Raw genomic sequence first — 23,920 nt, forward strand, 5'->3', positions numbered from 1 at the left:
CGTGGGCAAGACGACGAGTCAGGTTACCGTCAGAGCCCGGCCTCCAGCACCAGCGGCCTAGGCTCCGGCGACGGTGGCACCCGGTCGCGCTGCAACGCCCAGGAAGCGATGGTGTGGAACAGCGGCGCGGCCGACCCGCCACCGGACCCGTCGGAGCTGCGTACCGGCGCGTCGAGCATCATCCCGATCACGTAGCGCGGATTGTCGGCGGGCGCCATCCCGGCGAAGGTGATGTAGAACGACGAGGTCGAATAGCAACGGCACGCCGGGTCGACCTTCTGCGCGGTGCCGGTCTTGCCCGCCACCTGGTATCCCTCCACGGCGGCCTGCGGCCCGGTGCCCATCTGCACACCCATCGGGTCCTTCTGCACCGTCGCCTGGAAAACCGTGCGCAAGGTGGCGGCGGTCTGTGGGCTGACCACTCGCACGGGCTCGGGCTGCAGTTCCTCGGTGCGGGTGCCGTCGGGGGCGATCCTGGCCTTCACGATGCGCGGCGGGATGCGCAGGCCGTCGTTGGCGATGGCCTGGTACATGCCGGTCATCTGCAACGTCGTCATCGAAAGGCCCTGACCGATGGGCAGATTGGCGAAGGTGCCGCCGGACCACTGGTCGCGGGCGGGCACCTGCCCCGGGCTCTCGCCCGGCAGGCCGATGCCGGTGCGCTTACCGAGACCGAAGCGGTCGATCATATCGGCGAAGCGGTCCTCCCCCACCCGTTGCGCGAGCATGAGGGTGCCGACGTTGGACGACTTCCCGAAGATGCCCGTGGTGGTGTAGGGCGCCACGTCGTGCTGCCAGGCGTCGTTGACGGTGACGCCCGACATCCTGATCGAACCCGGCACCTGCAGCACCTCGTCGGGGTTGGTCAGCCCGTACTCGAGCGCGGCGGCGGCGGTGACGATCTTGTTCACCGAACCCGGCTCGAAGGGCTCCGACACCGACGGGTTGCTCATGTTCGCCGAGGCCCAGTGCTGAGGTCCCAGTGCGGGATTGAAGGTGTTGTCGTTGGCCATGGCCAGCACCTGGCCGGTCTTGGCGTCGAGCACGACCGCCGAGGCCGAGGCCGCACCGGAGAGCTGTTTGGCCTGCTGCACCTGCTGCTGCACGAAGTACTGCATGTCCTCGTCGAGGGTGAGCTCCACGCCGTGCCCGTTCACCGCGGGCTGCTGGTCGCGGTAGCTGCCGGGGATCACCGCGCCGTCGGAGCCACGATCGTAGGTGCGGGAACCGTCGGTGCCCGCGAGCACCGAGTCGAGTGCCGATTCGAGGCCGATCTGGCCGTGCCCGTCCCAGCCGGTCGCACCGACCACATTGGCCGCCAGCGCCCCGCCGGGATATTCGCGCAGGTCCTGACGTTCGGAACCGACCTCAGGGAACTTGGTGGTGATTTCGGAGGCGATCCGGGGATCGACATTGCGGGCCAGATAGTGGAAGGGCTTGTCGCTGCGCAGCTTGTCGAGCAGCTCTTCCTCTTTCGGGCCGCTTGCGCCGAGCTTGTCGTGCACGAACTTCGCGATGTCCTTCAGGCGCTGCTCGGGGTCGGGCGCGTTCTCCTTGGTCTTCTTCGCGTCGGCGAGCTGCTGGCGCACCCGGACCGGTTGGAACGTCAGCGCTTTCGCCGTGATGGTGAAGGCCAGCGGGTTGCCGTAGCGGTCGGTGATCGGGCCGCGCACAGCGGCCTCGGTCTCCTTGGTCGTGCGCTGCGAGGCGGCCTGCGCGGAGAGTCCCGGCGCGGCGATGCTCTGGATGTAGAGCAGTTGCAGCGCGACCACCGCGAGGGTGGCCAGCATGGTGACCCGGCCGACGCCCAGGCGCAGCCGGATCGGCCGGTCCGGCGAGAGCGACCCGCTGCGCCGGGCCCTCGACGAGACCGGCCCGCGTCGCTGTTGCGACGCGGGCCCGCTCTGCCTCATCGGCCTGCCTCGGGAGCGACGATCTGCGGCGTCTCGCTCGGCGGGCCCGCGTCCGGTAACGGCGCGACATCCGGTGCCGGGGGCGGCGTGTCGGCCGGTGCCGCGGCAACCTCCACCCGATCGGGGACCAGTTGGGGTGCCGGTGCCTGAACCGGCGATTCCGACGGTGCCACGGGAGCACCCTCGCCCGCGGGCGGGACCTGTGCCTGCGGCGAACCCGGTACATCCTGCGGCGGTTCGGGCTGGGCCTCAGGCGGATTCACCACAGGTGCGCTCGGCGCTCCGGCCTGGCCGCCCGGTGCCGCGAGCACCGCGGGCGGAGTGTTGTTCGGAGCGGCGGGGTCGGTGGCCGGGGTGCCCGGCTGTACCGGAACCACCCGCTCGCCCTGTGCCTGCTGACCCGGCGCCGGGTTCTGTGTGGTCGTCGGCGGCCCGTTCAACGGCGGCGCGGGTGCGCCCTGGGCGGGCGTCGGTGTGCCGATCACGGTCACTTCCCCGCCGGGACCGATCACCAGACGCGCCGGATCCTTGGCCGGGATCATGCCGAGTTCCCGTGCGCGCGCGGCCAGTTCGGGAGCGGAGTCGGCAGCCGCGACCTCGCGCTGCAATGCGGCCCGCTCGTCGGCCAGCGTTCGGTTGTCCGCGCGCATGTCGCCGAGCAGGTAGCTGTCCTCGGCGGCACGGGTGGTGAGCAGCAGAGTGAGCGCGAGACCGCAACCGAGCAGACCGATGATCGCGGTGACGAACGGGATGCGCCCGGCCATGGTCGAGGAACGATCGGGCAGCGATATCCCGTCGAGCAGCTGCTGGCGGGTGCGTTTGCGCGCGTAGGCCCGCTGCGCGGCACCGGACTTCACTCGTTCGGCCGCCTGCACGCGCCGGGCGGTACGCCCCGGCACGGCAACGGTGCTCGTCCGCACGCTCATCGTGTCCCCTCCTGTGTCCTCCCTGACCTCTCCGTGATCCGTTCGGCCGCACGCATCCGCACCGGAGCGGACCTCGGGTTGGCCTCGATCTCGGACTCGGTCGCCTTTTCCGCGCCGCGGGTGAGCATCCTGAACTCCGGTCCCATGCCGGGCAGTTCGACCGGCAGGTCCATCGGGGACCGGGACACGATCCGTGGCGCGAATTCCTGCTTCACCAGCCGGTCTTCGAGCGACTGGTACGACATCACGCAGATCCGCCCGCCCACGCGCAGCGCGTCGAGCGCCGCGGGCAGCGCGGCCCGCAGCGAGTCGAGTTCTCCGTTGACCTCCACCCGCAGCGCCTGGAAGGTGCGCTTGGCGGGATGCCCGCCGGTGCGCCGCGCGGCGGCCGGGATGGTGGCGTACAGCACCTCGACAAGTTCGGCGCTGGTGCTGAACGGTTTGACGGCGCGGCGGCGCAACACCTCCGAGGCGATCTTGCCCGCGAACCGTTCGTCGCCATAGGTTTTCAGCACCCGGGCCAGGTCGCCGTGGCTGTAGGTGTTGAGCACGTCGGCGGCGGTGATGCCGGTGGTGGGGTCCATCCGCATGTCCAGCGGCGCGTCGACGGAGTAGGCGAAGCCGCGTTCGGCCTCGTCCAGCTGCATCGATGACACGCCGAGATCCATGAGAATCGCTGACACCGAACCGGTTTCGGCCAGTCCCGCCTCGGCGAGCGCCTCGGGGATGCCGTCGTAGCGGGTGTGCACCAGCGTGATCCGGTCGGCGTAGGGCGCCAGGCGCTCGCCGGCCAGTTTCAGCGCGTTGGTGTCGCGGTCGAGTCCGACCAGCCGCGCGTTCGGGTAGGTGCGCAGGAAGTGTTCGGCGTGCCCGCCGAGGCCGAGGGTCGCGTCGAGGTAGACCGCGCCCGGCTCGTCGAGTGCCGGACCGAGCAGGTCGTCGGCACGCTCGAGCAGCACCGGCACATGACGGGGGTTCTCGGTGTCATGGTTCACCTCGACCTCCCGGGATACTGCCTCGCGTCGCAGACGGGTCGCCTTGCCACACAGTGCTTTTGGAATGAGTTGCTTACTCGGATGAGTGCGAATGCGTCGAGGTCTCTGACCGGGGCGCGGCACCTGGCGTCGGGGAAGTACGTCAGGGTCCACGCCCGGGCAGAGGCCTCGCAGCACTCGCGTGCTGCGGGGTCAGAAGATCCCGCCCAGCGACTCGTCTCTGGCTTGCGCGTAGTCCTCCTCGTGCTCGGCGAGGTAGGACTCCCACGCCTGCTTGTCCCATATCTCGAGGAAGTCGACCGAACCGATGACCACGCAATCCCGAGTGAGTCCGGCATAGCGTTTGTGGTCCGGCGACAACGTGATCCGGCCCTGCGCGTCCGGACGCTGCTCGTCGGTTCCGGCCGCCAGTGCCCGGACGAAAGCCCTTGCCTGCGGGTTGCTTCGAGACGCCGCCGCGGCCCGCCGGGCGAGCGCGGTGAACTCTTCTTTCGGATACACGGCAAGGCTGTGGTCTTGACCCTTCGTGACCATCAACCCTCCCGCCAGATCGTCTCGGAACTTCGCAGGCAACGTCAGTCGCCCTTTGTCGTCCAATCGGGGGGTGTAGGTACCGAGAAACATTCCCGGCCACCTCCCTACTGGATCACCTGGCCGTACGGCCTCTCCTGTAGTGCGCGACCCACATTACCCCACTTTCCCCCACTTTCAATCGAAACCCTGGGTGATCCTGCTCCCCGCCAACACAATTCCGCAGGTCATGTCAGCTATCAATGAGATTCGGGATTATCGCGTGTTAGGACAACCCGCGCGGGTCGGCAATCCCCGGTTCCGACAACGTTCAGCAAACTTCCCAGGTGCCACCGGCGGACCTGTCGTTCGACGGCGTACGAGACTGCCCTGGTGGGGGATGGTGGGGAAGGTGGGGGAACCGCCCTGCGCGCGCGATCCGCGCCGACCCGGACAAGGGCATGCGAAAGCGGTGCCGCACCCGCGACCGGGTGCGACACCGCTTGCTATGCCGTTGTGCTCGACCTCACGGTCGGAGCAGGGCTACTCCTGCTCGAATCTGCGGCGGAATCGATCTTCCATCCGCTCCGAGAAGCCGCCCGACTTGCGCGGCCGCTGGCCGCCGCGCCCGCCCGACGGGCTCGCGCCCGCCGACGGTTCACCGGGGGCGTCTGCCGCACCCGGCCGACGCGAGCTGCCGATCATCAGGAGGACACCCGCGCCGAACATGGCGATGAAGCCCACGAGACTGATGATCGGGAACCCGCCCGGCTTGAACGGGGCGGCGATGCCGGCGACGAGCAGGAACAGGCCGACGGCGAACAACGCCGCAGCTTGGAGCCTACGTCGACTCGACGTGGAGCGAAGTCGTCCGCCGCGGACGGACGAGGCGAACTTCGGGTCCTCAGCATAGAGAGCGCTCTCGATCTGTTCGAGCATGCGCTGCTCGTGCTCGGAGAGTGGCACGGTACCTCCCCCGGCACTAGGCGTGGCTGGTCGCCTCCGGGTAGGCGACGGGTAGCCGACCTTGGCGGCTATCTGCTCCCCATGATACGAGTTCGATCGAGGCCGTACCACCTACTCGGTGATAACTAAGCGGTCATGTCCCGGTCGCGACTCGGCTGCGGGCGTGTCTTGGCGGCGGCGACCAGCGCATCGTCGACGTCGTAGAGGAACGCGCCCACCCGCGAACAGAACTCGTCGGCTTGTGTGTCGGTGATCGTGCGGTCCAATCCGGCCTCCAGGGCGGCCCGCAGCGGCGAGTGCGCCTCGAAGTAGTCGGCCCACATCGCGAACTCCGGCGTTGCGCGTCTCAGTAATACCCAGGCGCTGCGCGAACGGGCCCGCGGCGCGCGGTCGGCGCCGGTGAGCGCGATCATCGCACCCGCGCCACGCAGCGCGGCCAGATAGGCGGTGCGGAACCGTTCCCCCGGCTCGTGCTCCCAGGCCGAGTCGGTGAGCAGCGCATCGGCCTGTCGTAGCAGCCCGCCGGCGCGGCCGTCGTGGCCCGCGTGCGCTCGACCATCGTTGTGACCAGGCATCTGCTGCCCCTTTCGCCCCTCGCACAGATCGAACAACCATTCGAACGTTTGAATTGAGATTGAATATAGGGACACCCACCGACAAGTTCCGACGAGAGCGATGACAGCCGTCAAGCCCAATCACCACACTCCAGCACCTGTGGTCGTCGACCTGAGCGTCGCCGCCCTGCGGGCCCGCCTGCACGACGCCCTCTCGGTGTATGTGGCCGCGATGGACTATCCGCGCGGCACCGAACATCACCGGGCCCCGATGTGGAACGAGCACACCACCCGGGCGGGCTGGCGGGCGGTGGCCGCCGTGCTGCCCGACGACGCGGGCGCGGTCGACCTGCGCACCGCCCCGCTGCTCGCCATCGCCTACGGATACAGCGGCGCACCACGGCAGTGGTGGCATCAGCAGGTACACACCGGGATGCGTCGGTGCGGCTGGCCGGAGGCGGCCGCGCGCGAGCTGCTCGCCGACTACTTCGAGCTCACCGAACTGCACGTGCACCCGGCCGCGCAGGGTCGCGGGATCGGGGCGACGCTGCTCGAGCGGTTGCTCGCCGACCGTCCCGAGGCGGCGGTGCTGCTGTCGACGCCGGAGGTTCCCGAGGAGGACAACCGAGCGTGGCGGTTGTACCGGCGGGCGGGATTCACCGATGTGATCCGCAATTTCGTCTTCGCGGGTGATACCCGGCCGTTCGCGATCCTCGGCCGCAGGCTGCCGATGCCACCGGCGGGCGAACGGGCGTGAGCCGGAGCGAGACAACGGTCGTCGTCGGATCGGGGCACAACGCGCTGGTCGCCGCCTGCTACCTGGCGCGGGCCGGGCAGCGGGTCCAGGTGCTCGAGCGGGACACGGTGCCCGGCGGGGCGGTGTCGACGGTGGAACGGTTCCCCGGCCACCTTGTGGATCGCGGTTCCTCGGCGCACATCATGGTCCGGCACACCGGGATCATCGAGGAACTCGAGCTCGAGCGGTTCGGGTTGCGCTATCTCGACTGTGATCCGTGGGGATTCACGCCGTCCGACGGTGTGCGCCCACCGATCGTCTTCCATCGCGATCTCGACGCCACCTGCGCGTCGATCGCGGCGGCGTGCGGGGCGAAAGACGCCGAGGCCTACCGCCGTTTCGTCGCGGTGTGGGGTGAGCGAAGCGCGCGGGTGATGCGGGCGTTCGGTGGTCCGCCGACGCCGGGGAGGCTGGTTCGCGCGTTCTGGGGGCTGGACGCGCGCGACGGCGGGTCGGCGCTGTCGCGGGAATTTCTGCAGACCGGCGACGCGCTGCTGGACTACTGGTTCGACGACGAACGGCTCAAGGCGTCGCTGGCGTGGTTCGGTGCGCAGTCGGGTCCGCCGATGTCGGAACCGGGGACCGCGCCGATGGCCGGTTTCGCCGCGCTCATGCACACCTTGCCGCCGGGGCGGGCCGTGGGGGGAAGTGGGGCGCTCAGCGCGGCGCTGATCGCGCGGCTGCGTGCCGACGGCGGTGAAGTCCACACCGGTGATGCCGTCACGGAGCTGCGGCGGTCGGGGCGCGGGTGGCAGGTGCGCACGGAATCGGGGCGTGAGCTGCGCGCCGACACCGTGATAGCGGGCTCGCACATCCTCGCCACCCTCGACCTGTTGCGCGCGGGCGGTTTCGACGAGGCGGTGCTCGACGACTGGCAGCGCCGCATCCGGGTCGGTCCCGGCATCGGCATGGTGGTCCGCCTGGCCACCGACCGACTGCCGTCCTACCCCGGCGCATCGGCTGCGGAGTCCGCGCACGGCCTGCAGTTCCTCGTGTCGGACCGCAGGCAGTTACGGGCGGCGCACGGCGCGGCCTCAGCCGGTGCACTGCCGCCACGGCCGGTGGTGCTGGCGATGAGTTTCAGCGCGCTCGACCCGACCATCGCCCCACCCGGTGAACACCAGCTGTCGCTGTGGGCGCAGTGGCATCCCTACGAGCTGGCCGACAGGAGTGACTGGTCGGCGCACGCCGATCGCGAGGCCGACCGGATCATCGCCGAAGTCGACAGGTACGCACCGGGATTCGCCGATTCGGTGCTGCGCCGTTTCGTCCAGACCCCGGTCGACCTGGAACGGGAGATGGGCCTGCGCGGCGGCAATGTGATGCACGTGGAGATGTCGCTGGACCAGATGATGCTGTGGCGGCCGCTGCCGGAGCTGTCGGGTCAGCGGGTGCCCGGCGCGCCAGGCCTGTACCTCACGGGCGCGTCCACCCACCCGGGTGGCGGGGTGTCAGGAGCCAGCGGACGCAGTGCCGCCCACCTGGTACTCGGCGACCGACGCACCCGCCGATTCCCCTTGTCGCGCAGGCGATGACAGCGCCCGATCCGCGTGCCCCGTGGAGCAGCCGTCCCCGGGACGCCCGCGAATCGCCGCCGTGTGACACCGAGACCGATCGGCAGAGGTCGTGACTACCAACCGCACGCTCGGCCGAATCGCAGCCACTGCCCAGGAATGGGTTGGTGTCCGTCGTCAGCGCATGATCCCAGCGTTCGCGGCGGTGGCGCTGGTGCTCGTACAGATCGCCTATCCGTTGAGTGCGGGCGTGGCGCGGGATCGGGTCACGGTGGCCGTGGTGGTGTTGTCGGTGTCGACCGCGCTGCTGCATGCGGTAACTACTCGTGGGTGGCGTTGGGCAGCAGGGTTTTTCGTCATCGTCTCCGGGATAGGACTCGGGTCCGAGATCGTGGGGACGGCGACGGGGGTGCCCTACGGTGCCTACGTGTACGCGGCGGATCGGCTCGGGCCCGCGCTCGCGGAAGTGCCGCTGGTGGTGCCGCTGGCATGGACCGGCGGGCTGTATCCGATCTGGGTCGTCGCGGGCCTGCTCGCCGGGATCGATGCGGCAAGCACCGGTGGCCTCGGAGCGGGAGCCGCCGGGGCGGACAGGGTCACCGCGCGAGCCCGCGTCAAACGTGCCGCACTGCTTGTTGTCGGGGCGGTGGGATGGGATCTGTTTCTCGATCCGCAGATGGTCGCCGACGGGCAGTGGACGTGGGCGGTCACCGACGCAGGTCTGCCGGGGCTGGCGCAGATCCCCTACACCAACTATCTGGGCTGGATGCTCGTCGCGTCGGTGATGGCGGCGCTGCTCACCGCACTCGACCTGCTGCTCCCCCGCGCCCACGATCCGTCGGTGGCGGTGCCGGTCGCGGTGTTCGCGTGGACCTGGCTCGGCTCGGCCCTCGCGCACGCGGTGTTCCTCGGCCTTCCCGCATCGGCGGCCTGGGGTTTCGCCGGGATGGGACTGCTCGGAATCCCGTTGACTCGCCAGGCTGCCGCACGGTGGCGAAATCCCTGATCGCGGCGGGTGGCGGGAGGTGGTTGGGCCCGTCGTGTGGGTTCTGCGGCCCGAGCCTGGCACGATGTCAACCGTGCAGCCGAGTCTCGTCGCCGACATGCCTTCCCCCTCGCGCCGTTCCGGGCCCGCCCGGCGCGTCGCGGCGGTCGCCGTTCTGCTGGCCCTGCTGGTGCCCGCGCTGACCGGATGCCTGCGGGTGCAGGTGTCGATGGGGGTGTCGTCCAACGACCGGGTATCGGGACGGATCGTCGCCGCCGTGGCCCCGCAGGGCCCCGACGACAAGGGCCCGCAGCTGAAGGCGCCCGAATCGCTGGCCGCGAAGGTGCGCGTCGACCCGTACAACCAGGACGGTTACGTCGGCACCCAGGTGTTCTTCGACGACCTGACCTTCGGTGAGGTCAGCCAGCTCGGCAGCCTGTCGGATCAGACCCAGGGCATGTTCACCCTCGAGTTCAAACGCAACGGCGACCTGGTGAGCCTCACCGGTCGCGTCGACCTCGAGTCGGTGCCGCCGCACGGCTCGGACGTGCAGTTCTCCATCGCGTTCCCGTCGCGTGTCGCCAAGACCAACGGCACCCGCGAGGGCGACAACACCGTGTCGTGGAAGCTGCCCGCCGGTGAGTCCTCGACCCTGCGTGCCGAGGTCAAATACGCCGACCCCAATACCCGTTCGTTCGCCGGCTGGGCGGGCATCATGGGCGGCATCACCCTGGCCGTGGCCGCGATGATCGCCGGTCTCGCCTACCGCGATCGCAACCCGCGCCCGCCGAACGCGCCGCGCCCCAACTTCTCGCCGTCGGAGATGTGGCGCGAGATCACCCAGCGCAGGCTGGGCCGCTGACATGGGCGCGGCGGGACGCTACCTGACCTGGGCGGGCACCGGTCTCGCCGTGCTCGGCGCCGGCACCGCCGCCTACAACCTCGCCACCCTGCGCACCCTGCCCCGGCAGGTGTCGGGGGTGATCGAACCGGTCACCGTGTGCGTGCCCGCCCGTGACGAAGCCCAGCGGCTGCCCGACCTCATCGCCGACCTGCGCGCCCAGACCGGGGTACCGCGGCTGCGAGTGCTGATCCTCGACGACGCCTCCACCGACGGCACCTACGAGGCCGCGCTCGCCGCGATCGGCGGCGACGAACGATTCACCGTGCTCCGCTCGGCCGCCCACCCGGCGCCGGGATGGACCGGGAAGGCCGCCGCCTGTGCGCGGCTGGCCGCCAGGACCGATGCGGCGGCACTGGTCTTCGTCGATGCCGATGTGCGCCTCCAACCGCAGGCGATCGCCGCCGCGGTGACCGAATTGCGCAAGCGCGGCGCGGGTCTGGTGTCGGCGTGGCCGACGCAGGATTCGGGTTCGGTCGCCGAGCAGCTGGTTCAGCCGCTGCTGGCCTGGTCGTGGGCGTCGACGCTCCCGGTGGGTCCGGCCAATCACAGCTTGCGGCCGTCGACGGCGGTGGCGTGCGGGCAGTTCCTCGCCGTCGACGCCGCGGCGTACCGGGCGGGTGGCGGTCACGCCGGTGTGGCGGCCAGTGCCACCGAGGATCTCGATCTCGCGCGGGCGCTGCGCCGGGCGGGTCATCGGACCGCGCTCGTCACCGCCGGGCCTGCCGCCCGCACCCGCATGTACACCGGCGCCGACGATCTCGCCGGTGGCTACACCCGCTGGTTGTGGTCGGCCTACGGCGGCCGGGTCGACACCGGCGCGGCCATCGGTGTCCTTGCCGCCCTTGCCTATTGGGTTCCGCCGCTGGCGGTTCTCGTCGGTCGTGGCCGGGTGCGCCGGGCGGGTCTGCTCGGCTATCTCGCCGCCGTCACCGGTCGGCTCGCGGCGCGAACCGTCGAAACCCGGCGCCCACCCACCGGCGCCGACCTCGGCTCGGCACTGGCCCATCCGGTGTCCGTCGGCTACTACCTCACCCTGTGGGCTCGCTCGCACCGCCTGCATCGCACCGGGCGGCTGCGCTGGAAGCAGCGTCCCCTCGTCGCACCGGAAACGCCGCTCGCTCGTCACGGCTGACCCACGCGGTCAGGTACTCCACGCCGCTCGGTGGGTCCACCGGAAGACGTGCGCTGTCGACGGTCCGCCCTCGCGGAAACCGGATCAGGCGACCTCGGTGATGCCGACGGTCGGGAAGAAGAAGCACGAGCGACCCGCGTTGTCGGTGGTACCGAAGACGGCGGCGAGGACGGTGCCCTTCCCGGTGTCGACCGGGACCGCGCGCACACCGCCGACGGGGATGGCGGTGCGCAGGAAATCGCGGATGACGTTCTCGGCTAGCGGCCGGAGTTCGGCGGGAACCTCGGGCGGCACCATCGCCCGGACGATGTCGGCGATCGTCCCCATCGAGGCCATCCCGCCGCGCCCGGTGCTGATATTGAGCCAGGCCACCTGCATACCGGAAGTCTTGGTGGCGGCCGTGTCCGGTGCCAGGCCGTACGGGAGGAAGGTGAACAGCGTCTGGCCTGATTTCACGGCCGTGAGGTCGAGTCCCGGAATCGGGAGGGTGTTCGTCGGCCACGGGCCGGGAACCGCACCCGCGACGGCCGGGACCAGGCCGAGACCGTCACCGGAACAGTTCGCGGCGACCGTCGGGTACAGGAAGGGCTGGATGCCGAGGGTCTCGAGGGTTTCGACGACCGTCTGATAGGCGGCGAGGAGGTCGCCGGGGCCCGCGGCGGGTGTGGCGGGAGCGTCGCGGGTGACGGCGGGCCGCACCGGTGGATCGGCGGCGACGGGGGCGGCAAGCAGCACGGCGGCGGCGCAGGCCGTCAGCGAGGCCAGTGTGGTCAGACGACGCGCAACAGTCACGGCGAACTCCTCATCGACGCTGAGAAGGCCGAGATTACTCCGGCGAGCCGATGAATCCGCGCAGGTGAAGTGACCGAGCATTCGGCGCGTCGTGTACCGCCACAGTGGGGTCCTGGGGTGGGTCGACCGGGCCCGACGTCGGCGATTGTGCCCGCACCCGTACCCGATTCCAACCGCTGCGCTCACGCTGATTTCTACCGTTGTGCGCCATCACAGCTGTGCCACATGCTGATCCGGCTCGACGCTTCGGCAGCGGGCGCACCATCCAGAGCGACTGAGAGACCTGGCTCTACGACGTCGCAGCAACCCGCCCGGTCTGTCCGGGTGTGGGTGCTTCTGCCGGGTTCGATGGAGGAGATCGATGAAATTCCTGCTCATGACGTTGATCACCCGGGTTCCCGATCCGGTGACCGGTGTCGTGCCGAGCACCCGTGACCGCTTCCGTGAGGTTGTCGAACAGGCCAGGCGCGCCGAGGAATTGGGCTTCGACGGGTTCGCGGTCGGCGAACGGCACGAAGACCCGTTCCTGTCCGCCGCTCCCCCGGTGGTGCTCAGCCACCTGGCGGCGGTCACCTCGCGGATCACCCTGTTCACCGCGGTCACCACCTTGAGCCTGCTCGACCCGGTGCGCGCCTTCGAGGACTACGCCACACTCGACAACCTGTCCGACGGGCGGCTCGAGCTGATCATCGGCAAGGGCAACGGCACCGCCCAGGCGCAGCTCTACCACGTGACGACCGAGGATCAGTGGGACCGCAACCGCGAAGGATACGAACTGCTGCGCGCGCTGTGGGACCGCGACGAAGTGACGTGGTCGGGCCGGTTCCGGCCGCCGCTCACCGACGCACGAGCCTTGCCGCGCCCGTTGCAGCCGAAGCTGCGGATCTGGCATGGCAGCGCGACGAGCCGGGAATCGGTGGAACTGGCCGCGCGCCACGGTGATCCGGTGTTCTCGGCGAACGTAACGCACCCGATCGAGCCGTACGCCGAGCTGATCCGCCATTACCGGCAGCGCTGGGTGGACTACGGGCGCGACCCCGCCGACGCTCTGGTCGGTGCGGGTACGGCCGGTCTGCACGTGGCGCGGACCTCCCAGGAGGCCGTCGAGGTGTATCGCCCGCTCTACGAGGCCCGCACCGCGTTGCAGCGGCAGGTGGGCAACCCGGTGGTCTTCGAGACCCTCGAGGATTTCCTCACCCGTTCCTCCGCCCTGGTCGGCAGCCCGGAGCAGGTGATCGACAAGGTCGGCCGGTACCACGAGCAGTTCGGGCACGAGGTGATCCACCTGTCCGCCGATCGTGAGGGCCGAGCCGAGTCCGACTACCTGGACAGTCTCGAACTGTTCCAGGCCGAGGTGGCGCCGGAGTTGCGCCGCCGCATCCCGAGCCGTCCCCTGGCCGCAGGCCGTGAATTCGCTGGAGTTGTTTCGTGATTCGACATCGCATCGCCGCGTTCGCCGGTGTTCTCGCCGCCACCGCGACGGTCGTCGCCTGCGGCGGCGGTGACACCGTCGGCGGCGGACAAGCCGGTCCCCCACAACCCGGTGGCACCCTGCGCTACGGGCTCTCGCAGGCACCGTCGTGCTCGGATCCCGCCCAGGCCGGGAGCAATCAGACCATCTACGTGACCCGGCAGATCGTGGACTCGCTCACCGATCAGGATCCGGCGACCGGGGCGATCACCCCGTGGCTGGCACGCAGCTGGGAGGTCAGCCCCGATGCGAAGGTCTTCACCTTCACCCTCACCGACGGGGTCACCTTCAGCGACGGCACGCCGCTCACCGCCGAATCGGTGCGCGACACCTTCGACGCCGTGGTCCGGCTCGGTGGGGCCAAAGCGCCGCTCGGCGTGAGCTACCTGGCCAACTACGTCGGCACCACCGTGGTCGACAAGCTCACGGCCCGGGTCGAATTCAGTGCGCCGAACGCGCAGTTCCTGCAGGCGTCCTCGACCTCGCAGCTGGGCATCCTCGCCCCGTCGACCAACGCGAAGCCGGCGGAGGCGCGCTGCGCGGGCGACAACATCGGCAGCGGACCGTTCACCTATGCCGAGTACAAGCAGGACGTCTCGGTGACGTTGGCCAAGCGCGCCGGATACCACTGGGGCTCGCAGGTTTTCGCCCACGAGGGTGAGGCCTATCTGGACCGGATCGAGTTCACCGTCGTGCCGGAGTCGGGGGTGCGTACGGGCAGTCTGGCTTCCGGTCAGCTCGACGCGATCAGTGATGCCCTGCCGCAGGACGCGCCGCAGATCGAGGCGGTCGGCGGACGGGTGCTCTCGACGTCGAACCCGGGCCTGGTCTTCGGTTTCCACCCCAATGTGACGCGTGGGCCGCTGCGTGATCCGGCGGTGCGGCAGGCATTGCTGCCCGCGCTGGATCGGCGTCAGCTGATCGATACGGTCCTGAGCCCACAGTTCGAACCCGCCACCTCGGTGCTGGCCGCGTCGACCCCGGCCTATACCGACCTCTCGGCCCGGCTCGGCTACGACCCCGCGAAGGCGAAGACGATTCTGGATCAGGCGGGCTGGCTGCCCGGCGCCGACGGTATCCGGGTGAAGGGCGGTGAGCGCCTGAGCTTCGGGGTGACCTTCAGTCAGGTATTCGCAGGCAACCAGGCGATTCTGGAACTGGTGCAGCAGCAGTTGCGGCAGGTCGGGGTGGATCTGCGGCTCGACCTGGTGTCGTTCTCGGAGCAGACGGCCCGGCAGAACAGCAAGGACTACGACGCCGTCTACGGCAACTCCACCCGTGCCGACGGTGACATCCTGCGCACCTCGTTCGCCCTCACCGGCCGCAATCTGTCGGTGCGCGGGCCGGTTCCGGCTCTCGACACCGCCCTCGATCAGCAGCTGGCCACCAACGATCCGGCGGCGCGGGCGGCGCTCATCGCCACCGCGCAGCGGGAGATCCTCGACAACGGGCTCTACGTGCCCACGATCGAGTTGTCGCAGGCGATCGGTGCCGCCGCCCACACCCAGGACCTGAAGTTCGAGGCCTCGGCGCGACTGCAGTTCTTCGACACCTGGCTGAGCGGTCACGGCGATGACTGAGCTGATCCGGCGACCCATCGTGCGGTACGTGGGTTCGCGAGTACTGCAGGCGATCTGGGTGCTGTGGGCGGCGTTCACGGTGTCGTTCGTCGTGCTGTACCTGCTGCCCGCCGACCCGGTCTCGATGGCGGCCGACAGTTCCGGTTCCGGCACCCCCGTCGACAAGGCGGCGATCGCGGAGCTGCAGGCCCGCTACGGGTTGGACAAACCGCTGTGGGAGCAGTACGTCACCGCGCTCGGCAATGCCGTCACCGGCGATCTCGGCCGCTCGGTCAACACCGGACAGCCGGTCACCGAGGCGCTCGGTGACGCGCTGCCCGCTACGCTCGAATTGGCATCGCTCGCATTGTTTTTCGCCGTGATCGGTGGAACTGCCCTGGCGTTCGCCGCCACCTACACGCGTCGGCCGTGGCTGCGCAACGCCTTGAGTGCGCTTCCGCCGCTGGGTGTTTCGGTGCCGACCTTCTGGACCGGGCTGTTGTTGTTGCAGCTGTTCTCGTTTCAGCTGCGCTGGTTCCCGGCTTTCGGCGGCACGGGGTTGCGCGGCACGATCCTGCCCGCGCTGACCCTCGCCCTCCCGATCGGCGCGGTGATCGCGCAGGTGCTCGCCGCCGGGCTCACCCAGATGTGGCGCCAGCCGTTCACCGAGGTGGCGCTGGCCAAGGGCGCTTCGCGCTGGTGGGTGCAGCGCAGGCACGTGGCGCGGTTGGCGAGCGTGCCCGCGTTCACCATCGCCGGAGTGCTGGTGGGCACCATGCTGGCCGGTTCGGTGGTGGTGGAGTCGGTGTTCGCCCGGGCGGGCGTCGGGCGGCTCACCCAGACCTCGGTGCTCAATCAGGACATCCCCGTCGTGCAGGGGGTGGTGCTGTTGTCGGCGCTGATCTTCGTCGTCGTGAATCTGGCCGTCGACCTGCTGTACCCGCTGCTCGATCCGCGGATCACCGGCGCCGGTCGGGTCGCGAAGGCGGCCGACGCGCCGTCCATCGTTGAGCCGGTATCCGCGCCTGCCGCTCGCGCCCTTCCGAACGTCACCGACACGAAGGTGGCCCGCGATGTCTGACCTCCGCGGACACGGTCGTCACGGTGCCGCGCGGCGCACCTGCGGCCTCGTAGCGGCAGCTGAAAGCTCGAGCGGTTCGCCGCGATCTGCCCCGCACGGCGGGCGAAGGGAGTGACGATGTCGATACTGCAGCGCGCCGACCGACAGCGTGACGGGCAATCCGCCGATCCACCGGCCCAGCCGGTCACCCAGCCGCACGCGAAGAATGTCGGCATCGCCCGCGATGGGGACGGCGACATCCGCCGTGGGGATGACAACGCCAACCGTGGCACCGACATCACCCACGCCGGCGCTGGAACCAGTCACCGTGGCGCCGAGATCGGTCACCGTGGGGCGCAAACCGACCCCCTTGGCACGCAGACCGAGCCCCGTAGCGCTCAGGCCGACCGGCCTCGCACGCAGACCGAGCTCCGTGCCGCTCAGGCCGACCGGCGTGGCGCGCGGATCGGCCGCCGTGGCAGGCAGACCGACCGCCCTGCCGCGCCGATCGGCCGTCGTGGGGCGCTGATCGGCCGTCGTGGGGCGGTGATCAGCCGTCGTGGGGCGGTGATCAGCCGTCGTGGGGCGGTGATCAGCCGTCGTGGGGCGGTGATCGGCGGGTGGATTCGCGGGCACCTCGGACTCGCGCTGTCCGCTGTCGTGCTGGTGATCGCGGTCGGGTGGGCGGTGGTGCCGTCGGTGTTCGCGCCGGGTGATCCGTTGACCGGGGTGCCCGGCGAGAAGTTCCAGGCGCCGAGTGCGGCGCACTGGTTCGGCACCGACAATCTCGGTCGCGACCTGTACACGCGAATGGTGCACGGTGCGGGGTTGTCCCTCACCGCCACCCTCACCGCGGTCGGGATCGCGCTGGTGGTCGGTTCGCTGCTCGGGCTGCTGTCGGGGGCGGCGGGTGGGATCGTCGATACCGCGATCATGCGGGTGGTAGACGTGCTGCTGTCGATCCCGTCGCTGCTGATGGCCTTGGCGCTGGTGACCGCGCTGGGCTTCGGCACGCGCAATGTCGCTCTCGCCGTGGGTATCTCGCTGATCGCGAACTTCGCCAGGGTGATGCGTTCGGAGGTGCTGCGGGTGCGGCACGCGCCCTACGTCGAGGCGGCGCACGCGTCGGGCGTGCGCTGGTACGCGGTCCTGCTACGACATGTGCTGCCCAACTCGGTCCAGCCGGTGCTGGCCTTGGCCGCCGTCGAGTTCGGGATGGCGGTGCTCGCGGTCTCGTCGCTGAGTTTCCTCGGTTACGGCACCAAACCGCCTACGCCCGAATGGGGTTCGCTGATTTCGGAAGGCCGCAACTTCCTCGCCGCCGCCTGGTGGCTCACCACCCTGCCCGGCCTCGTCATCGTCGCCGTGGTGCTGGCCGCCCAGCGGGTGGGCCGATTCGCCGGAAGGAGCGATCAGCGATGAACGAGTCGGCCGTGACTCCCACTACGTCCGGTTCGGCGGCGGATATCTCGCCGTCGACAGTGCCCGTCTCGGACGACGGGGCGACGCTGCTGCGGGTCGACGACCTGCGCGTCTCCTACCGCTCGGGAGCAGGTCCCGTGGCCGCGCTGCGCGGTGCGTCCATCGAGGTGGGTGCGGGTGAAGTCGTCGCGCTCGTCGGCGAATCCGGTTCGGGGAAGTCGACCTTGGCCCATGCGGTGATCGGCCTGCTCGGTGACAACGCCCGCATCGATTCCGGCCGTGTCGAATTCGGGGGCGAGCATGTGGATCCCGCTGACGAGAAGTCGCTGCGGCGGTTGCGCGGACGACGTGTGGGCTTCGTTCCGCAGGATCCCGGCTTGTCCCTGAATCCCGTTCTGCGCGTGGGCGACCAGGTGGCGGAGGCCCTGCTCGTGCACCACCTCGCCGACAAGCGCACCGCACGGCTGCGGACCCTGGATCTGCTCGAGGAAGTGGGGCTGGACCGGCCCGAACAACGCGCGCGCCAGTACCCGCACGAACTGTCCGGTGGGCAGCGACAGCGAGTACTGATCGCGATCGCGCTGGCCTGCGGTCCGGACCTGATCATCGCCGACGAACCGACCAGCGCACTGGACGCCACCGTGGCCCGCCAGGTCCTCGACCGGTTGGCGGAACGAATCGCCGCACGTGGGACCGCGGTGCTGCTCATCACCCACGATCTGGCCGTGGCCGCCGAACGGGCCGACCGGCTCGTGGTGCTGGAAGGTGGTGAGGTCGTGGAATCCGGGCCGATCGCGCAGGTTCTCGCCCACCCGGCACACCCCTACACCCGGCGTCTGCTCGCGGCCTCGCCCGCGCTGGCCCCCACGCCTTTCCGGCCGGTCCGGGCCAGGGCGGCCACACCGTTGCTGTCGGTACACGCGCTGCACAAACGCTTTCACCAGGCGGGTATCACCGCGGTCGACAATGTCGAATTCTCGCTGGACCGAGGCGAAACCCTCGCACTGGTCGGCGAATCCGGTTCCGGCAAATCGACCACCGCGCGCATCGCCCTGCGGCTCACCGACGCCGACAGCGGGACGGTGACCTTCGACGGTCACGATCTCACCGGCGCTCGCCGGAAACGCCTGCGCGCGTTGCGCAGACGGTTCCAGGTGGTGTACCAGAACCCGTATTCCTCCCTCGACCCGCGCTGGAACGTGGGCGACATCATCGCCGAACCGTTGCGCGCCTTCGGCATCGGCGACCGCCCCCAGCGGGTGCGTGAGTTGCTCGACCAGGTGGCGCTGCCCACGGATTTCACCCGGCGCAAACCCGCCGAACTGTCCGGCGGACAACGGCAACGGGTCGCGATCGCCCGCGCGCTGGCCCTGCGGCCCGACCTGCTCGTCCTCGACGAACCGGTGTCCGCACTCGACGCCTCGGTGCAAGCCCAGATCCTCGACCTGCTCGACGGCCTGCAAGCCGAACTGGACCTGGGTTACCTGTTCATCTCCCACGACCTGGCCGTGGTGCGGCGCATCAGCGACCGGGTGGCGGTGATGCGGCACGGGCGCATCGTCGAAACCGGCCCGACCGCGTCGCTGTTCACCGCCCCGCAGAACCCCTACACGCGGGAACTGCTCGCGGCCATCCCCGCACCGGACTTCGACATCGACGGAAAGGAGACCCGATGAGCGCGCTGTTCCTCGGCATCGAGACACCGGGCACCGGAACCCACCCCGCGTCCTGGCGGCGTCCCGATTCCCGCGCCGAAGACCTGTTCACGGCGAACTACTGGACCGAGGTGGTCACCGCCGCCGAGACACTCGGGTTCGACGCGGTGTTCCTGCCCGACTCGTTCGCCCTCCAAGAAGGCGGGCCCGAGGTGGTGCGGGGGCGGCTCGACGCGGTGGCCGTCGCCGCCCGCACCGCCCCGCTGACCCGCCGCATCGGCCTGGTCCCGCAGGTGCCGGTGACCCACACCGAGCCCTTCCACGTGTCCAAGGCGATCGCCGCGCTCGACTTCGCGAGTCTCGGTCGTGCGGGCTGGGAAGTCACCGTGTCCACCGGCGAGACGGAGGCAGCCGCGTTCGGCCGCAAGAAGATTCAGGACACGGCCTCGCTCTGGCACGAGGCCGACGAAGCGGTGGAGGTGGTGACGCGGCTGTGGGACAGCTGGGAGGACGACGCCGAGATCCGCGATGTGCCGACCGGCCGGTTCATCGACCGCGACCGCCTGCACTACATCGACTTCGAGGGTGACAACTTCTCGGTGAAGGGCCCGGCGATCACCCCGCGCTCACCCCAGGGTCAGCCGATCGTCACGGTGCGTGCCGACCCGTCCTCGACCGAGATCGCCGTCCACCGCGCCGACCTCATCCGCATCGCCGCACCCGACCTCGCCACCGCCGCCGCCCACCGGTCCGCCCTGCGGGCCGCACTGGCGAACGCCGGACGGGACCCGGACGCGGTTCGGGTGCTGCTGGATCTACCTGTGCACCTGGCCGATTCGGTCGCGGCTGCACACGCCGACATCGACGAACTCGACCGCTGGGCGGAGTCGCCACAGCACGCAGGGCCGTCATCCGCGCCCGGGAGTGAACGACACCAGCTGGACCGGCCGCAGGCCACCGCCGCGCCGGATCACGCGAACCCGCCCGAAGACGCACACGGCGGAGTCGATCGGACGAGCACGGCCGGTCGCATCCGGAACGCGCTCGGCAGGGAGACGGATCGCTCGGCCGGGGATGTCGCGGGAAGCGGTGGGCTGCGGCACGTGGGCACAGCCGCGACCCTCGACGATCTGCTCACCGAGATCGTGCGGTCCGGGGCTGCCGACGGTGTGGTGCTGCAACCGTTGGCTGTCCATGCCACCTTGACGGTTCTCACCGCCAACCGCCGACCCCCCACACCGAACGGTGCGCGAACTGAGACGGACGGCTCCCGATCGGTCGATACCGCGGCAGCAGACGCACGGGAGGCCACCCCTGCGGACTCCGCCTCTTCGGCACACCGCCGTGACCCCACCTTTCGCGACCGCCTCGGTCTCCCCCGCCCCATCAGCCGATACGCCGCAGGAGCAGCGCTGTGACCTCGAAACCGCGCAAACAGATCCATCTCGCCGCGCACTTTCCCGGCGTGAACAACACCACCGTCTGGGCCGACCCGGCCTCGAAATCGCAGGTCGAGGTCGCCTCGTTCGAGCACCTGGCCCGCACCGCCGAACGCGGCCTGTTCGACTTCTTCTTCCTGGCCGAGGGGCTGCGGCTGCGTGAGCATCGCGGCCGGATCCACGACCTCGACGTGGTGGGCCGTCCCGACACGTTCACCGTGCTCAACGCCGTGGCGGCGGTCACCGAACGGCTCGGACTGGCGGGCACCATCAACAGCACCTACAACGAACCGTTCGAACTGGCCAAGCAGTTCGCCGCCCTGGATCACCTGTCCGGTGGCCGGGCGGCCTGGAACGTGGTCACCTCCTCCGACGCGTTCACCGGCGAGAACTTCCGGCGAGGTGGTTATCTCGAGCACGGCGCCCGGTATCAGCGCGCCGCCGAAGTGGTCGAGGCGGCGCGGGCGCTGTGGGACAGCTGGCCCGCCGACACCCTGGTGGTCGACCGTGAGCGCGGTGTGTTCGCTCGCGAGGTCCCCGAAACCTCCTACCGGAGTACGCAATTCGACATCCGCGCGCCGTTCGTCGTCCCACCCGCACCGCAGGGTCACCCGGTGTTGCTGCAGGCGGGCGATTCCGACGAAGGGCGTGAGTTCGGTGCGAAGACGGCCGATGCCATCTTCACCGCGCACGGCACCCTCGAGGCGGGTCAGCGGTTCTACGCCGACATCAAGGGGCGGCTCGCGAAATACGGGCGCACACCCGATGAGCTACTGGTCTTCCCCGCCGCGACCTTCGTCCTCGGTGACACCGCCGACGACGCGCACGAGCGGGCCCGCCACATCCGCTACCAGCAGGTGAGCCCGGCCACCGCCATCGCCTTCCTCGAACAGGTCTGGGGCCGAGAGCTTTCCGCGTACGACCCCGACGGACCGCTGCCCGACGTGGAACCCGACCCCGCCACCGAGATCACCCGTGGCCGGGTCAGGCACGCGAAAGACCCACTGGCCGTGGCCAAGGCGTGGCGTGAACGCGCCGAGGCGGACAACCTCAGCATCCGGGAACTCGTCATCGAGGTCACCGCCCGTCAGCAGTTCGTCGGCACCGCCGCCCAGGTGGCCGAGCAGATCGACCACTACGTGCAGTCCGACGCGGCCGACGGATTCATCCTCGTCCCCCACCTGACCCCCGGCGGACTCGACGAGTTCGTCGACTCCGTGGTGCCGGAACTGCAGAACAGAGGCAGTTTCCGCACCACCTACACCGGCACGACCCTGCGCGACCACCTCGGTCTGCGCCATCCCCGTCACCGCACCGTCACCGAAGGAGCCCGCGCGTCATGACCGTCACCATCGACAACCTCGACACCACAACCACTTTCGCCGACGACTGGGCCCGCTGGCACCACGCCCGCGAGGACGGGCTGCGCGACCCGCTCGGCTGGCTCAGCCTCGCCGGACTGCACTGGCTCACCGATCGTCCCGAACGCCTCGACGGCGTGCCAGGTACCTGGTGGGTCACCGACGAGAAGGTGTTCGTCACCGCCCAGCCCGCCGACCGGCTCGATGTGGAGGGCGACCGGATCGCCGGAGTCCGCATCCTCGAACCCGGCGAGGGCGCGCCCGGAGTAAGCGTGTTCAACGAGGAGCGCGTCCTCGAAGTGATCCGGCGCTCCGGGCAATTCGCGGTCCGCGTGCACGATCCGGCCGCACCCACCCTGGTCGAGTTCACCGGCGTGCCCGCCTACCCGGCCGACCCGCGCTGGGTGGTGACCGGCCGCTTCACCGCGTTCGAGCAGCCACGCACCGTCACCACCGGCGCGGTGGTCGAAGGGCTCGAACACCACCACCCGGCGGCGGGCATCATCGAGTTCCGCCTCGGTGACAGCCATGAGGCGTTGCTGGCCTTCGGCACCCCGGACGATCTGAAGGTGCTGTTCACCGACGCCACCAGCGGGATCACCACCTACCCGGCGGCGCGCTCGCTCGCGATCGGCGCGGTGGCCGCCGACGGCACCGTCACCCTCGACTTCAATCGGGCGGTGAACCTGCCGTGCGCGTTCACCGACTACGCCACCTGCCCGGTGGCCCCGCGGGAGAACCGGCTGCGGGTGGCGGTGGAAGCGGGAGAACAGGATCCGAGATCATGAGTGTGCCGCTCTCGATCCTGGATCTGGCACCGATCAGCGAGGGGTCGAGCGCCGCGGCGGCGGTGCGCAACAGCATCGATCTGGCCAGGCACGCCGAGCAGTGGGGTTATCACCGGTTCTGGTTGGCCGAGCACCATTTCGCGTCGGTGGCCAGTTCCGCCTCGCTCACGCTGCTCGGTCTGGTCGCGGCGGCCACCGACCGGATTCGGGTCGGCACGGGCGCGGTGCAGGTGGGTCAGCACACCTCGGCCTCGATCGTCGAGGCGTTCGGCACCGTCGACGCGCTGCACCCGGGTCGGCTCGATCTCGGTCTCGGCCGGTCCGGACATCGGCGCACCCAGTACGGCGCCGCGACCACCACCGCGAAGGGCGGGCGGCCGGTGCTCGACGCGGTCGTCGGACGCACCCAGGTGCGTGACGGGGTGGTCGTGCCACCACCGTTCGACCCGCGACGGGTCCTCGATCGGTCGAAATTCCTCGCCTCGCTGGAGGCGCTGCAGCAGCCCGGCGCGCGATCCCTGGACTTCGCGGACCAGGTCGCCGAGATCAGAGCCCTGCTCGACGGCACCTACACCACCTCCGATGGCGTTGCGCTGCACGCTGTTCCGGGCGAGGGCATCGATACCGAGCTGTGGATCTTCGGCAGTTCCGCCGGGGAGAGCGCGGAACTGGCAGGCCGGCTCGGGTTGCCGTTCGCGGCGGCCTACCACGTGGCACCGGGGACCGCGCTGGACGCGGTGGCGGCGTACCGGGCGGCATTCCGCCCGTCGCGGGTGCTCGCCGCGCCGTACGTCATCGTGTCGGCCGACGTGGTCGTGGCCGCCGACGACGACACCGCCCGCAGGCACGCGAGCACCTACGGGCACTGGGTGCACAGTGTGCGCAGCGGAGCGGGCGCGGGTGAGTACCTCGATCCAGCCACCGCCGCACCGCTCACCGACGACCAGTTCCGCCTGGTCGAGGACCGGTTGGCCGCACAGATCGTCGGCTCACCCGCCACCGTGGTCGAACGGCTCGACGCCCTGCGCCGGGTGAGCGACGCCGACGAGCTGCTGGTCACCACCATCACCCACGCGCACGCCGACCGGCTCGAATCGCATCGGTTGCTGGCCGGCGCATGGGGTTTACAGGGGTCACTGGCCGCGTAGCCGAAGTGTGCGACGGCACGGCGAGCAGAG

Annotated in this window: 20 protein-coding genes, 1 pseudogene and 1 riboswitch; of the genes and pseudogenes, 14 read left to right on the plus strand and 7 right to left on the minus strand. The window is 70.1% G+C overall.

What is annotated here, in order from left to right; translation table 11 throughout:
- Window positions 1–29: 29 nt before the first annotated feature.
- From AB0I19_RS26775 to AB0I19_RS26800, 6 genes are all read right to left on the minus strand, one after another.
- The gene (locus AB0I19_RS26775) at window positions 30–1,790 is read right to left on the minus strand and encodes a penicillin-binding protein 2 (protein WP_245655503.1); all 1,761 of its coding nucleotides are present in this window, start codon (window positions 1,788–1,790) and stop codon (window positions 30–32) included.
- A 119-nt stretch (window positions 1,791–1,909) separates the two neighbouring features.
- Complete coding sequence (locus AB0I19_RS26780; protein WP_357152266.1) at window positions 1,910–2,839, minus strand: hypothetical protein; 930 nt, start codon at window positions 2,837–2,839, stop codon at window positions 1,910–1,912.
- A complete protein-coding gene (rsmH, locus tag AB0I19_RS26785; RefSeq protein ID WP_357152268.1) occupies window positions 2,836–3,834 on the minus strand; it encodes a 16S rRNA (cytosine(1402)-N(4))-methyltransferase RsmH in 999 nt (332 codons plus the stop codon). Before rsmH ends, AB0I19_RS26780 begins: the two co-directional genes overlap by 4 nt.
- 192 nt (window positions 3,835–4,026) lie before the next feature.
- Window positions 4,027–4,458: a division/cell wall cluster transcriptional repressor MraZ gene (gene mraZ, locus AB0I19_RS26790; protein ID WP_067497455.1), complete on the minus strand. Its 432-nt coding sequence runs from the start codon at window positions 4,456–4,458 to the stop codon at window positions 4,027–4,029.
- A gap of 429 nt (window positions 4,459–4,887) precedes the next feature.
- Window positions 4,888–5,310 (minus strand): DUF3040 domain-containing protein, encoded by a 423-nt coding sequence (locus AB0I19_RS26795; RefSeq protein WP_357152270.1) that lies wholly within the window; start codon window positions 5,308–5,310, stop codon window positions 4,888–4,890.
- A gap of 125 nt (window positions 5,311–5,435) precedes the next feature.
- The gene (locus tag AB0I19_RS26800; RefSeq protein ID WP_067497449.1) at window positions 5,436–5,885 is read right to left on the minus strand and encodes an SAV_6107 family HEPN domain-containing protein; all 450 of its coding nucleotides are present in this window, start codon (window positions 5,883–5,885) and stop codon (window positions 5,436–5,438) included.
- 100 nt (window positions 5,886–5,985) lie between these two features.
- Between AB0I19_RS26800 and AB0I19_RS26805 the strand changes: the two genes are divergently transcribed.
- The 5 genes from AB0I19_RS26805 to AB0I19_RS26825 all read left to right on the plus strand — a co-directional run bounded on the left by AB0I19_RS26805 (window position 5,986) and on the right by AB0I19_RS26825 (window position 11,195).
- Window positions 5,986–6,621, plus strand: a complete 636-nt coding sequence (locus AB0I19_RS26805; protein WP_357152273.1) for an N-acetyltransferase — start codon at window positions 5,986–5,988, stop codon at window positions 6,619–6,621.
- Window positions 6,618–8,195 carry an NAD(P)/FAD-dependent oxidoreductase gene (locus AB0I19_RS26810; protein ID WP_357152276.1) on the plus strand — a complete coding sequence of 526 codons (1,578 nt, stop codon included), beginning with the start codon at window positions 6,618–6,620 and terminating at the stop codon, window positions 8,193–8,195. The genes AB0I19_RS26805 and AB0I19_RS26810 overlap by 4 nt, the downstream gene beginning before the upstream one ends.
- A gap of 163 nt (window positions 8,196–8,358) precedes the next feature.
- Window positions 8,359–9,180, plus strand: coding sequence for a carotenoid biosynthesis protein (locus tag AB0I19_RS26815; RefSeq protein ID WP_357152279.1), 822 nt, complete (start codon window positions 8,359–8,361; stop codon window positions 9,178–9,180).
- A 97-nt stretch (window positions 9,181–9,277) separates the two neighbouring features.
- Window positions 9,278–10,021 carry a DUF3153 domain-containing protein gene (locus AB0I19_RS26820; protein WP_067497557.1) on the plus strand — a complete coding sequence of 248 codons (744 nt, stop codon included), beginning with the start codon at window positions 9,278–9,280 and terminating at the stop codon, window positions 10,019–10,021.
- 1 nt (window position 10,022) lies between these two features.
- Complete coding sequence (locus AB0I19_RS26825) at window positions 10,023–11,195, plus strand: glycosyltransferase family 2 protein (protein WP_357152282.1); 1,173 nt, start codon at window positions 10,023–10,025, stop codon at window positions 11,193–11,195.
- Between the two features lie 84 nt (window positions 11,196–11,279).
- On the opposite strand, the gene AB0I19_RS26830 is transcribed toward AB0I19_RS26825, so the two are convergent.
- Window positions 11,280–11,987, minus strand: a complete 708-nt coding sequence (locus AB0I19_RS26830; RefSeq protein WP_357152285.1) for a hypothetical protein — start codon at window positions 11,985–11,987, stop codon at window positions 11,280–11,282.
- Window positions 11,988–12,245: 258 nt separating this feature from the next.
- A riboswitch (SAM riboswitch) is annotated at window positions 12,246–12,342 on the plus strand.
- Window positions 12,343–12,348: 6 nt separating this feature from the next.
- On the opposite strand from AB0I19_RS26830, the gene AB0I19_RS26835 reads away from it, so the two are divergent.
- From AB0I19_RS26835 to AB0I19_RS26875, 9 genes and pseudogenes are all read left to right on the plus strand, one after another.
- Entirely contained in the window at window positions 12,349–13,419 is a 1,071-nt protein-coding gene (locus tag AB0I19_RS26835; protein ID WP_357152288.1) for an LLM class flavin-dependent oxidoreductase, read from the plus strand.
- Window positions 13,416–15,038: an ABC transporter substrate-binding protein gene (locus AB0I19_RS26840; protein WP_357152291.1), complete on the plus strand. Its 1,623-nt coding sequence runs from the start codon at window positions 13,416–13,418 to the stop codon at window positions 15,036–15,038. The genes AB0I19_RS26835 and AB0I19_RS26840 overlap by 4 nt, the downstream gene beginning before the upstream one ends.
- Window positions 15,039–15,054: 16 nt before the next feature.
- On the plus strand, window positions 15,055–16,098 hold the full coding sequence (locus AB0I19_RS26845; RefSeq protein ID WP_357152340.1) for an ABC transporter permease: 1,044 nt from the start codon (window positions 15,055–15,057) through the stop codon (window positions 16,096–16,098).
- Window positions 16,099–16,665: 567 nt separating this feature from the next.
- Window positions 16,666–17,499: an ABC transporter permease gene (locus tag AB0I19_RS26850; RefSeq protein WP_357152343.1), complete on the plus strand. Its 834-nt coding sequence runs from the start codon at window positions 16,666–16,668 to the stop codon at window positions 17,497–17,499.
- Window positions 17,496–19,175 carry an ABC transporter ATP-binding protein gene (locus tag AB0I19_RS26855; protein ID WP_357152294.1) on the plus strand — a complete coding sequence of 560 codons (1,680 nt, stop codon included), beginning with the start codon at window positions 17,496–17,498 and terminating at the stop codon, window positions 19,173–19,175. Before AB0I19_RS26850 ends, AB0I19_RS26855 begins: the two co-directional genes overlap by 4 nt.
- Window positions 19,172–20,353: pseudogene (locus AB0I19_RS26860) on the plus strand (LLM class flavin-dependent oxidoreductase); the annotation flags it as partial. The gene AB0I19_RS26855 and the pseudogene AB0I19_RS26860, both read left to right, overlap by 4 nt.
- 215 nt (window positions 20,354–20,568) lie before the next feature.
- Complete coding sequence (locus AB0I19_RS26865) at window positions 20,569–21,936, plus strand: NtaA/DmoA family FMN-dependent monooxygenase (RefSeq protein WP_357152297.1); 1,368 nt, start codon at window positions 20,569–20,571, stop codon at window positions 21,934–21,936.
- Window positions 21,933–22,742, plus strand: coding sequence for a DUF1684 domain-containing protein (locus AB0I19_RS26870; protein ID WP_357152299.1), 810 nt, complete (start codon window positions 21,933–21,935; stop codon window positions 22,740–22,742). The genes AB0I19_RS26865 and AB0I19_RS26870 overlap by 4 nt, the downstream gene beginning before the upstream one ends.
- Window positions 22,739–23,890 (plus strand): LLM class flavin-dependent oxidoreductase, encoded by a 1,152-nt coding sequence (locus AB0I19_RS26875; protein ID WP_357152302.1) that lies wholly within the window; start codon window positions 22,739–22,741, stop codon window positions 23,888–23,890. The genes AB0I19_RS26870 and AB0I19_RS26875 overlap by 4 nt, the downstream gene beginning before the upstream one ends.
- Window positions 23,891–23,920: the final 30 nt, after the last annotated feature.

The organism is Nocardia sp. NPDC050413, from assembly GCF_040655475.1.
Lineage (GTDB): Bacteria > Actinomycetota > Actinomycetes > Mycobacteriales > Mycobacteriaceae > Nocardia > Nocardia coubleae.